The 10,804-nt window shown below is 73.0% G+C and carries 9 protein-coding genes and 1 pseudogene; 1 reads left to right on the top strand and 9 read right to left on the bottom strand.

The window, feature by feature from the left end:
* From KBY47_RS29740 to KBY47_RS29705, 8 genes and pseudogenes are all read right to left on the bottom strand, one after another.
* Positions 1 to 408: pseudogene (locus tag KBY47_RS29740) on the bottom strand (hypothetical protein); the annotation flags it as partial.
* Entirely contained in the window at positions 405 to 3,245 is a 2,841-nt protein-coding gene (locus tag KBY47_RS29735) for a DEAD/DEAH box helicase (protein WP_210926471.1), read from the bottom strand. The pseudogene KBY47_RS29740 and the gene KBY47_RS29735, both read right to left, overlap by 4 nt.
* Positions 3,246 to 3,339: 94 nt before the next feature.
* Positions 3,340 to 3,933: a sugar kinase gene (locus tag KBY47_RS29730; RefSeq protein ID WP_210926469.1), complete on the bottom strand. Its 594-nt coding sequence runs from the start codon at positions 3,931 to 3,933 to the stop codon at positions 3,340 to 3,342.
* The gene (locus tag KBY47_RS29725) at positions 3,930 to 5,078 is read right to left on the bottom strand and encodes an ROK family glucokinase (protein WP_210926466.1); all 1,149 of its coding nucleotides are present in this window, start codon (positions 5,076 to 5,078) and stop codon (positions 3,930 to 3,932) included. The genes KBY47_RS29730 and KBY47_RS29725 overlap by 4 nt, the downstream gene beginning before the upstream one ends.
* 130 nt (positions 5,079 to 5,208) lie before the next feature.
* Positions 5,209 to 5,979 carry an ATP-binding cassette domain-containing protein gene (locus KBY47_RS29720; RefSeq protein WP_210926457.1) on the bottom strand — a complete coding sequence of 257 codons (771 nt, stop codon included), beginning with the start codon at positions 5,977 to 5,979 and terminating at the stop codon, positions 5,209 to 5,211.
* Entirely contained in the window at positions 5,976 to 7,007 is a 1,032-nt protein-coding gene (locus tag KBY47_RS29715; protein ID WP_210926455.1) for an ABC transporter permease, read from the bottom strand. The genes KBY47_RS29720 and KBY47_RS29715 overlap by 4 nt, the downstream gene beginning before the upstream one ends.
* The gene (locus KBY47_RS29710; protein WP_210926453.1) at positions 7,004 to 8,011 is read right to left on the bottom strand and encodes a sugar ABC transporter substrate-binding protein; all 1,008 of its coding nucleotides are present in this window, start codon (positions 8,009 to 8,011) and stop codon (positions 7,004 to 7,006) included. The genes KBY47_RS29715 and KBY47_RS29710 overlap by 4 nt, the downstream gene beginning before the upstream one ends.
* A 164-nt stretch (positions 8,012 to 8,175) precedes the next feature.
* Positions 8,176 to 8,913 carry a GntR family transcriptional regulator gene (locus KBY47_RS29705; RefSeq protein ID WP_210926483.1) on the bottom strand — a complete coding sequence of 246 codons (738 nt, stop codon included), beginning with the start codon at positions 8,911 to 8,913 and terminating at the stop codon, positions 8,176 to 8,178.
* Positions 8,914 to 9,042: 129 nt separating this feature from the next.
* On the opposite strand from KBY47_RS29705, the gene KBY47_RS29700 reads away from it, so the two are divergent.
* On the top strand, positions 9,043 to 10,065 hold the full coding sequence (locus tag KBY47_RS29700; protein ID WP_210926450.1) for a Gfo/Idh/MocA family oxidoreductase: 1,023 nt from the start codon (positions 9,043 to 9,045) through the stop codon (positions 10,063 to 10,065).
* 48 nt (positions 10,066 to 10,113) lie between these two features.
* On the opposite strand, the gene KBY47_RS29695 is transcribed toward KBY47_RS29700, so the two are convergent.
* On the bottom strand, positions 10,114 to 10,803 hold the full coding sequence (locus KBY47_RS29695) for a response regulator transcription factor (RefSeq protein ID WP_210926448.1): 690 nt from the start codon (positions 10,801 to 10,803) through the stop codon (positions 10,114 to 10,116).
* Position 10,804: the final 1 nt, after the last annotated feature.

The following is a 10,804-nucleotide window of genomic DNA, read 5'->3' as shown; positions in this document are numbered from 1 at the left end:
GGTGTGGGCGGCGTCGGTCGCCTCGGTGTCGCGTGCCGCCGCCTCGGCGCGCTCCTGGCGGGCGGCGCGCAGGGCTTCGCGGGCGATGTCGGCGGGGCGGTGGGGGGAGGACGACGGCTGCTCGGAGGCGGGGGCCGGGGACGGCGTGCCCTCGTCCGGGCCCTCGTCGGACCGGGCGCTCGCCGTCCGTCGGAGGGCCGCACGGGCGGCGTCACCGGGACGGGGTTCGGCGGACGGGCGGGGGCGACGCTCCCGGGGCACGGTGGACGGCTGGACGCGGGTCGGCTCCGGTGCCCCGTCGTCGGACACCTCGTGCGCCTCCCGCGCGGCGCGCAGGGCACGGCGGGCCACGTCGGCGGGCCGCTCCGGCGGGCCCGGCTCCTCACGGCCGGGTCCCGGCCCGCTCATGACGTCCTCCGCAGGGAGACCAGGTCGGCCAGCTCACGGTCGGTCAGCTCGGTCAGGGCCGCCTCGCCGGAGCCGAGGATCGCGTCGGCGAGGGCGCGCTTGGCCTGGAGCATCTCGGCGATGCGGTCCTCCACGGTGCCCTCGGTGATGAGGCGGTGGACCTGGACGGGCTGGGTCTGGCCGATGCGGTAGGCACGGTCGGTGGCCTGTTCCTCGACGGCCGGGTTCCACCAGCGGTCGACGTGGATGACATGGCCCGCGCGGGTGAGGTTGAGTCCGGTGCCCGCCGCCTTGAGGGAGAGCACCAGGACCGGGGTCTCGCCGCTCTGGAAGCGGTCCACCATGCGTTCCCGCTCGGGCACCGGTGTGCCGCCGTGCAGCAGGTCGACCGGGACGGCGCGGGCGCCGAGGTGGGAGGTGATCAGGCGGGCCATGCCGACGTACTGGGTGAAGACGAGGGCGGAGCCGTCCTCGGCGAGGAGGGTGTCGAGGAGTTCGTCGAGCAGGGCGAGCTTGCCGGACCGGGCGGCGAGGCCGTCGCCGGTGGGGCGCGGGTGGTCCTCCTTGAGGTAGAGCGCCGGGTGGTCGCAGATCTGTTTGAGCGAGGTGAGGAGCTTGAGGACCAGGCCGCGCCGGGCCATGCCCTTGGTGGTCTCGATGGCCAGCAGGGACTCGCGCACCACCGCCTCGTACAGCGCGGCCTGTTCGCGGGTGAGCGGCACCGGGTGGTCGGTCTCGGTCTTCGGCGGCAGCTCGGGGACGATGCCGGGGTCGGACTTCCTGCGGCGCAGCAGGAAGGGCCGGACGAGGCGGGCGAGCCGGGTCACGGCCTCCTCGTCCTCGCCGGTCTCCACCGCGCGGGCGTGCCGGGCGCGGAAGGACTTCAGCGGGCCGAGCAGTCCGGGTGTCGTCCAGTCCAGCAGGGCCCACAGCTCGGAGAGGTTGTTCTCCACCGGGGTGCCGGTGAGGGCGACGCGGGCGGGGGTGGGGATGGTGCGCAGGGCCTTCGCGGTCGCCGAGTAGGGGTTCTTCACGTGCTGGGCCTCGTCGGCGACGACCATGCCCCAGGGCTGTCCGGCCAGGTCGGGGGCGGCGGAGCGCATGGTGCCGTAGGTGGTGAGGACGAAGCCGCCGGGGAGGTCGGCCAGGGTGCGGTCGGGGCCGTGGTAGCGGCGGACGGGGACGCCGGGGGCGAACCGGTTGATCTCCCGCTGCCAGTTGCCGAGCAGGGAGGCGGGGCAGACCACGAGGGTGGGTTCGGTGCGGGCCCGCTTAAGGTGCAGGGCGATGACGGTGACGGTCTTGCCGAGTCCCATGTCGTCGGCGAGGCAGCCGCCGAGGCCGAGGGTGGTCATCAGGTCGAGCCAGGCGAGGCCGCGGAGCTGGTAGTCGCGCAGGGTGGCCCGCAGGCCCGGCGGGGGCTCGGCGGGGTGGACGCCCGCGGTGAGCCGGTCGCGCAGGGCGGCCAGGGCGCCGGCCGGGACGGCCTCGACGGTCTCGCCGTCGACCTCCGCGCTGCCGGTGAGCGCGACGGAGAGCGCGTCGACCGGGTCGAGCAGGCCCAGTTCGCGTTTGCGGGCCTTGCGGACGAGGGCCGGGTCGACCAGCACCCACTGGTCGCGCAGCCGTACGACCGGGCGGTGGGCCTCGGCGAGGGTGTCCATCTCGGCCTCGGTGAGGGGTTCGCCGCCGAGCGCCAGCTGCCAGCGGAAGCGGAGCAGTTCCTCGCTCTCGAAGAAGCCGGTGCCGTCGGTGGCCGAGCCGGGCGCGGGGTGCACCACCGCGTTCGCGGTGAGGTCCTGGGCGAGGTCGCGGGGCCAGTGCACGGCCACCCCGGCCGCGGCGAGCCGGGTGGCGGCGACACCCAGCAGGTCGCTCAGCTCGTCCTCAGAGAGGGCCAGTACGTCGGGCACGTCCTGTTCGGCGAGCCGGTCGAGCGGCGGCCAGACCCGGGCGGCGCGGCGGACGGCGAGGGCGGCGTCCACGCGGGCGCGCGGCCCGAAGGCGGCCTCCGCCTCGCCCGCCCACAGCGCGGCGGCGTCGGCGATCAGGGTGGGGTCGGCGAGGCTGTGCACCTGCACGACGGCGGCGCCCGCCCGGCGCGCACCGGCGCCGCCGTCGTCGCCCGCGTCGAACAGGTCGTACGCCGACAGGTCGAGGCGGAGCGAGACGCGCACGCCCGCGTCCATCCCGGCGGCGACCTCGGCGGCCCAGTCGTGGGCGCCGGGCAGCCGCCGCGGCCGGAGGTCGGCGAAGGGCTCCCCGCAGGCGTGCGGCGCGGCGGGGGTGCGGGGCAGGGTGTCGGCGACGGCGTCGAGGAAGGCGCGCAGCAGCGCCTCCGGTTCCGGCAGCCGCAGCGGTCCGGGGCCGGGCAGCGGGACGGCGTGGCCCTCGGGCGGCAGGGCGGCGGCGATCGCCCGCAGGTGCGCGATGTCGTCGGGGTCGAGGGGGCCCGCCCGCCAGGCGTCGTGCTCGGCGGGGGTCAGGCCGGGCAGCAGTCGGCCGCGGGCGGTGAGCCGCAGCGCGTGCAGGGCGGCGGCGCCCCAGCAGGCGGTGGCGGGGTGGGCGGCCGGGTCGTGCCGGGCGCGGACGAGGAGGGGGAGCGCGGTGGCGAGCGGCAGCGTCAGCGCCGGGGTCGGCCTGCGGCGCACTCCGGCGCCATGGCGTCGTACGACCGTCAGTTCGGTGCTGTCGGGGAGGGGGTCGGTGGGGGCGTCGGACGGGTCCCAGAAGGCGATGCGGCCCCGGCGGGGCAGGGGGTCGGGCAGGAAGACGGCCGCGTGGCGCAGCAGGGCACCGGGCGCGGCCGTCCGGTCGGCCGACGGCATGCCGCTCATACGTTGTGTCACCTCCCGCCCGTCGTGTCGGATCAGTTGTCTTCGACTCTACGGGCGGGGTCTGACAATCGGTCCCGGCGCGGGCGGGAGCGGGTCAGGGAACCGTGCGGGAGACCACGTAGACCATCGGGTACCTGGGGTTCTGCGTGTTCACGACGATGTCCTGCGACGGCTTGGGGTTCTTCTCCTTGTTGGACAGGCCCCAGTAGCCGCCCAGCCGGGCGCCGGGGCCGGAGAACTTCCAGCCGACGATGTTCCGGTCCCGGTCGCTGATGGTGATGTCGTCCTTCTTCAGCTGGTCCCGGCTGACGCCGATGTCCCTGAGGAACGTGTCCAGGCCGTCGTGCGTGGTCTGGAACTGGACGTAGAGACGGCTGGTCCGCCAGTTGTTGGTCTCGTAGTAGGCGACCTGGTTCGACGGGTGCGGGATCGGCACGTCGTAGACGCGGCGCTGCACCTTCGCGGGCCAGTCGATGGTGAGGCCGCGTGCGGAGTACTTCTGTTCCTTGTCCTTGCCGCTGGCGCGGCTCTGCGCGGCGGAGATGACCAGGTATCCGGCGGGGACGCCGATGAGCAGCACGATGATGAGGAGGGTGAGCGCCCGGCGGCGGACCACCCGGCGGCGGTCCTCGGGGGGCCCGGGGTCCTCCGGGGAGACGGCGGTCTGCGGGGGCACGGAGGCGGTCACATCGACTCCCGCATGCCACGGGCCTGGGCGGCGAACCGTTCGTAGCGTTCGTAGCGCTCCACGCGGCGGCGCTTGGCGCGCCGGAAGCGGCGGGCGACCAGCCGGGCGAGGTCGGCGGCGCCGACCATGCCCGCCTCGGGGCCGAGCTGGGCGCGCACGATCCGGGCCTCGGGGCGGTAGCCGCGGCCGGTGAGGTGCCGCTTGAAGGCGTCCCGCGCGGGTCCGATCAGCAGGTCGTCGGCCGCGCTGACCCCGCCGCCGATCACGAAGCAGGACGGGTCGAGGGCGGCGGCGAGGTTGGCGATGCCGACGCCGAGCCACTGGCCGATGTCCTGGAGCAGTTCGATGCACATGGCGTCGCCGTCGCGGGCCAGCTCGGTGATCATCGGGCCGCTGATGTCGGCGATGCTGCCCTTGACGTGCTCGATGATGCCGTAGGCGACCGGGGAGTCGGCGGCGGCCAGTTCGCGGGCCTCGCGCACCAGCGCGTTGCCGGAGCTGTACTGCTCCCAGCAGCCGCGGTTGCCGCAGGGGCAGCGGTGGCCGCCGGGCACGACCTGCATATGGCCGAACTCGCCCGCGACGCCGTACTTGCCCCGCTTGACCTGGCCGTCCTCCAGGATGGCGCCGCCGATGCCGGTGCCGAGCGTGATCATGACGAGGTGGTCCTCACCGCGTCCGGCGCCGAACCGCCACTCCGCCCAGGCGGCGGTGTTGGCGTCGTTGTCGACGAGGACGGGGACGGCGAGGCGCCCGGCGATGCGGTCACGCAGCGGTTCGTTGCGCCAGGACAGATGGGGTGCGAACAGGACGCGGTTGCGGTCGGCGTCGACCCAGCCCGCCGCGCCGATGCCGACGGCGTGCACGTCGTGCCGGTCGGACAGGTCCAGGACGAGTTCGACGATGGTGTCCTCGACGACCTTCGGGCTCTTGGACTTGTCCGGGGTCTCCGTGCGGAGCTTCTCCAGGATGTTGCCGTCGGCGTCGACGACGCCCGCCATCACCTTGGTGCCGCCGATGTCGATGCCGACCGTGGGCACGCGGGGCGCGGTCAGGTGGGACCGTCGCTCCCGGGTGCCGATGGTGCGCAGGGCGGGGGCTCTGCGGGAGCCGATGGGGGCGGTGAAGGTGCCGTAGGTGCTCATCGTCGCCGATTGTGCCTCACGGGGGTGCGGGGTGCCGAACAGGCGGGTTGCCGTGCGTTGCCGGGGGCGGTGGAGTCGGGGCCGTCGCGCCCGCGCGGCGGAGCCGCACATCGACACAGCCCCGTGCCCCCTAGGTGCGCTGTAGTTCATGGCGCAGATCGTCCAGGTCCGATCCGCCTGCCATCTGGGCCGTCAGGTCGTCCAGGGTGATGTCGTCCCGCGTGTACGCGCCCACCATGGTGCCGCGCCGCAGGAGGACGAAGCGGTCGCCGACCAGGTACGCGTGGTGGGGGTTGTGGGTGATCAGCACGACACCCAGACCCTGGTCCCGTGCCGCCGCCACATACTTCAGGACCACGCCGGACTGCTTGACGCCGAGGGCCGCCGTGGGCTCGTCCAGGATGAGGACCTTCGCGCCGAAGTACACCGCGCGCGCGATGGCCACGCACTGGCGCTCGCCGCCGGAGAGGGTGCCGATGGGCTGGTCGACGTCGCGCAGGTCGATGCCCATGCGCAGGAGTTCGGCGTGGGTGGTGCGGCGCATGTGGTCGACGTCCAGGCGCTTGAAGGGGCCGACGCCCTTGCGGGGCTCGGAGCCGAGGAAGAAGTTGCGCCAGACCGGCATCAGCGGGACGACGGCCAGGTCCTGGTAGACGGTGGCGATGCCGCGGTCCAGTGCCTCGCGCGGGGAGGAGAGGCGGGTCTCCTCGCCGTCGATGAGCAGGGTGCCGCCGTCGTGTTCGTGCAGTCCGGCGATGATCTTGATCAGGGTCGACTTGCCCGCGCCGTTGTCGCCCAGGACGCAGGTGATCTCCCCGGGGCTGACCTTCAGGGAGACACCCTCGAGGGCGCGGACGGTGCCGTAGTTCTTGCTGACGTCGGTCAGCTGGACGAGCGTCACTTGGTGGCCTCCGCGCGCTTGCGGACCCAGGCGTTGAGCAGGGTCGCGAGGAGCAGCATCGCTCCGAGGAAGAACTTGAACCAGTCGGGGTTCCACTCGGCGAAGACAATGCCCTTGCTGGTCATGCCGAAGATCAGGGCGCCGACGGCCGAGCCGATGGCGCTGCCGTAGCCGCCGGTGATCAGGCAGCCGCCGATGACGGCGGCGATGATGTAGATCAGCTCGTTGCCGACGCCCTCGCCGGACTGGACGACGTCGTAGGAGAAGAGCAGGTGCTGGCCCGAGATCCAGGCGCCGAGGGCGACGCCCATGTAGAGGCCGATCTTGGTCCTGGCGACGGGGACGCCGACCGCGCGGGCGGCGTCCTTGTTGCCGCCGACGGCGAAGATCCAGTTGCCCGCGCGGGTGCGCAGCAGGATCCAGGAGGCGAGGGCGACCAGGGCGAGCCACCACACGATGGTGATACGGAAGTCGACGCCGCCGATGGTGAGGGTGGAGGCGAAGACGTCCTGGGCGGCGGGGAAGCCCTCCATGTCGGCGATGGTCTTGGTGGAGACGGTGCCGTCGATGAGCTTGGTGAAGCCGAGGTTCATGCCGGTGAGCATCAGGAAGGTGCCGAGCGTGATGATGAAGCTGGGCAGTCTGGTGCGGGTGAGCATGAAGCCGTTGAAGGCGCCGATGGCGAGGGTGACGAGCAGGGACACGCCGACGCCGACCCAGACGTTGGCCGTCATCTGGTAGCTGAACATCGACGAGACCAGTGCGGAGGACGTCACCAGCACGCCCGCGGAGAGGTCGAACTCGCCGCCGATCATCAGCAGCGCGACCGGGACGGCCATGATGCCGATGGTCGAGGAGGCGTACAGGACGGTGCTGAGGCTGGCGGCGCGCAGGAAGCTGTCGGCGGTCAGGGCGAAGAAGCCGAAGACGGCGAGGGCGCCGACGACCGAGCCGAGTTCGGGGCGTCCGAGCAGTCCGCGGAGCGAGGGCCCTCTCTGGAGAAACGTTTCGTCAGTGAGTGTGCTCATCGGGTGCCCCGCTTCGTGTACTCCTCCAGCGCGGCGGCCTGCTCCTCGGTGACGATCTGCGGGCCGGTGAGGACCGGCCGGCCGCCGCCGAGGGTGTCGGCGTTGTAGCGGTACAGCCAGAGCAGGTCGACCGCCTGGTAGCCCTGGAGGTAGGGCTGCTGGTCGACGGCGAAGCCGAGCGTGCCGTCCTTCAGACCGGCGGCCACCTTGGCGTTGAGGTCGAAGGTGTCGATCTCGGCGTCGCTGCCCGCGCCCCGCTTGGCCTTGACGGCGGTGTCGGCGTAGGGGGCGCCGAGCGTGACCACGGCGTCGACCAAGTCGTCGGCCTGGAGCTTGGCCTCGAGCGCGGACTGCACGTCCGGCATGCTGGTGCCGTTGACGTGCAGGCGCTCCACGGTGCCGTCGAAGGACTCCTCGACGCCGTCGCAGCGCTGCTCGTGGCCGACGTTGCCCTGCTCGTGCAGGACGCACAGGGCCCGCTTCTTCCCGCGTGCGTTCAGCTCCTCACCGACGGCCTGCCCGGCGATGGTCTCGTCCTGGCCGATGTGGGTGAGCGCGCCGAACTCCTTGGACTGCGCGGAGCCGGAGTTCACGGTGATCACGGGGATGCCCGCCGCGACGGCCCGGGCGACTGCGGCCTTCATCGCGTCCGGCTTGGCGAGGGTGACGATGATCCCGTCGACCTTCTTGTCCACGGCCGCGTCCACCAGCTGCGCCTGCTGCTGGGCCTCGTCGTCGTGGGAGTACAGGAAGTTGATGTTGTCCTTGGCGGCGGCCTCCTTGGCGCCGCTCTGGACGATGTCCCAGAAGGTGTCGCCGTCACCCGAGTGGGTGATCATGGCGAAGGTCCAGCGGGGGGTGCTCACCACCGACTTGCCCTGGGCTGCCGCCGCGGCCGCGCGGGCGTCCTCGGCGCGCTTGCCGCCGGTACTGCTGCACGCCGCGAGCGACGCGCACAGCGCCCCCGCCACCGCTATGCCTGTCCAGGTCCGAAACCGTGCCACGAGGCCGTGCCCTTCTTGCCGTGTTCTGTCGTGCGTGCGCGGGGGCTGGTGGTCCCACCAGCCCCAAACGCCCCAGTATCGAACACATGGGCGTGGGGCAGCGCGGCCGGGGGCTGTGATCCTGCCGACTTGTCCGGACAACACGACGGCCCGGAACGCCGTGCCTACGGGCGTACGAGCAGCTGGAACTCGAAGGCGTAGCGGGACGGGCGGTAGGTGTGGGTGCCGTACTCGACCGCGCGGCCGGTGTCGTCGAAGGTGGTGCGCTGCATGGTGAGCAGGGGGGCGCCCTCGGGCTCGCCGAGCCGTTCGGCCTCGTCGACGGTGGCGGCGCGGGCGCCGATGGACTGGCGGGCGCTGTGCAGGGTGATCCCGGCGGACCGCATCAGCCGGTACAGGCCGGTGGCCTCCAGCTGCGCGGTGTCCAGGTCGAGCAGCCCCGGCGGCAGGAAGTTGCACAGGTACGCCATCGGCTCGCCGTGTGCCAGCCGCAGCCGTTCGACCCGGTGGACGTCGCCGCCCTCGGGGACGCCGAGCGCGGCCGCCACCTCGGCGGAGGCCGCGACGACCGTGTTGACCAGGACCTTCGTCGCCGGGCGCTGACCGGCCGCCTCCAGGTCGTCGTAGAGACTGCTCAGCTCCAGTGGCCGCTTGACCTGGCTGTGCACGACCTGGGTGCCGACGCCGCGGCGGCGCACCAGCAGGCCCTTGTCGACCAGCGACTGGATGGCCTGGCGGACGGTGGGCCGGGACAGGCCGAGCCGGGCGGCCAGTTCGATCTCATTGCCCAGCAGGCTGCCGGGGGTGAGCGTCCCGTGCTCGATCGCGGCCTCCAGCTGCTGCGACAGCTGGAAGTACAGCGGCACCGGAGAACTCCGGTCCACACTGAGGGCGAGCGACACGGTCGGGTCCACTTCAGGTTTCGGCACGCGCCGAGCGTAGCTCCGTGAACTGTTGACGGGAAGTTGTGTAGTCCGATTGTCCGGACATACGGATTGACAGGGCGGTGGGTCGGACCCCACCTTGATTCCATGCGCATCGGGGTCATCGGTACGGGCCGCATCGGCACGTTCCATGCAAGAACGCTCAGCAGGCACCGGGACGTGGGGTCCTTGATCCTCACGGACGCCGACCCCTTACGGGCACAGGAGCTGGCGAACCAGCTCGGGGAGACGGCGGCCCCGGGCGTGGACGAGATCTTCAAGTGGGGCGTGGACGCGGTGGTGATCACCACGGCGACCTCCGCGCACGCCGAGCTGATCGGCCGAGCCGCCCGCTCCGGGCTGCCGGTGTTCTGCGAGAAGCCGATCGCCCTGGACCTGACCGGCACGCTGAACGCCATCGCGGAGGTCGAGACGGCGGGCACGGTCCTGCACATGGGCTTCCAGCGCCGCTTCGACACCGGCTACGCGGGCGCGCGGGACGCGGTGCGCGCCGGGCGCCTCGGACGGCTGCACACCATCCGGGCCGTCACCTCCGACCAGGCGCCGCCCGAGGCCGCCTATCTGCCGCTCTCCGGCGGCCTGTACCGGGACACGCTGATCCACGACTTCGACGTACTGCGCTGGCTGACCGGGCACGAGGTCGTCGACGTGTACGCCACCGGGTCCGACGCCGGGCCCGCGGTGTTCCGTGAGGCCGGGGACATCGACACCGCAGCGGCGGTGCTCACCCTCGACGACGGCACCCTCGCCACAGCCACCGCGACCCGGCTGAACGGGGCGGGCTACGACGTGCGCATGGAGCTGGCCGGGGAGCTGGACCAGATCGTCGTCGGGCTCGACGACCGCACCCCGATCGCCTCCACCGAGCCGACCGGCCCGCCCGCCGCGTCCAAGCCGTGGACCGGCTTCCTGGAACGCTTCGGACCCGCCTACGAGGCCGAACTGCACGCCTTCGTCGAGGTGGTCCGGGGGGAGCGCGCCAACCCCTGCGACGGCCGCGAGGCCCTGCAGGCGCTGCGCGTCGCCGAGGCCTGCGACCTGTCCCGCCGGGAGCACCGCCCGGTGCGCCTGTCGGAGATCCCGGGGTGGATCGAGCCGGTGATGGGCTGACGGCGGCCGTCCCCCGGCTCCCCCGGCCGTGCCCCTGGGACAGTACGGCTAGGGCCCGTCACCGCCCTCCGTCCCCTCCAGCAGTCCGGCGTCGTGGGCGAGCAGCGCGATCTGGACCCGGTTGTTGAGGTCGAGCTTGGCCAGGATGCGCGAGACATGGGTCTTGACGGTGGCGACGCTCATGTAGAGCGCCGCGGCGATGTCGGCGTTGGCGAGGCCCCGGCCGACCGCGACGGCGACCTCGCGCTCCCGTTCGTTGAGGGCGGTGACGCGCTCGCGCGCGCGGGAGCGCCGGGTGTCGGCGGGGGTTCCGGCCGCGTGGGCCATCAACTGCCGGGTGACGGTGGGCGACAGCACCGGGTCACCGGCGGCGACCCGGCGCACCGCGTCCAGGATCTCGGCGGGCGGCGTGTCCTTGAGGACGAACCCGGCGGCGCCCGCGCGCAGGGCGCGCAGCACCTGCTCGTCGGCGTGGAAGGTGGTCAGGACGACGACCTGCGGGGCGTCCGGGCGGGCTCGCAGCCGCTCGGTGGCGGTGAGACCGTCCACGGCGGGCATGCGGATGTCCATCAGCACGACGTCGGGCCGGGTGCGCGCGGCCAGCGCCTCCGCCTCGCCGCCGTCGCCCGCCTCGCCGACGATCTCGATGTCGGCGGCGCCGCCCAGCATGAGGGACAGCCCCGCCCGCACCAGAGGGTCGTCGTCGACGAGCAGCAGTCTGATCGCGGTCGCAGTCATG

This window comes from Streptomyces sp. B93, assembly GCF_018070565.1.
Taxonomy (GTDB): domain Bacteria; phylum Actinomycetota; class Actinomycetes; order Streptomycetales; family Streptomycetaceae; genus Streptomyces.
This window is presented reverse-complemented; position numbering and strand designations above follow the sequence as displayed.

Coding starts and splice junctions, on each gene's coding strand:
- KBY47_RS29735 (WP_210926471.1), bottom strand. CDS start 3,245: ATGAGCGGCATGCCGTCGGCCGACCGGACGGCCGCGCCCGGTGCCCTG.
- KBY47_RS29725 (WP_210926466.1), bottom strand. CDS start 5,078: ATGAGCACCTACGGCACCTTCACCGCCCCCATCGGCTCCCGCAGAGCC.
- KBY47_RS29715 (WP_210926455.1), bottom strand. CDS start 7,007: ATGAGCACACTCACTGACGAAACGTTTCTCCAGAGAGGGCCCTCGCTC.
- KBY47_RS29700 (WP_210926450.1), top strand. CDS start 9,043: ATGCGCATCGGGGTCATCGGTACGGGCCGCATCGGCACGTTCCATGCA.
- KBY47_RS29695 (WP_210926448.1), bottom strand. CDS start 10,803: ATGACTGCGACCGCGATCAGACTGCTGCTCGTCGACGACGACCCTCTG.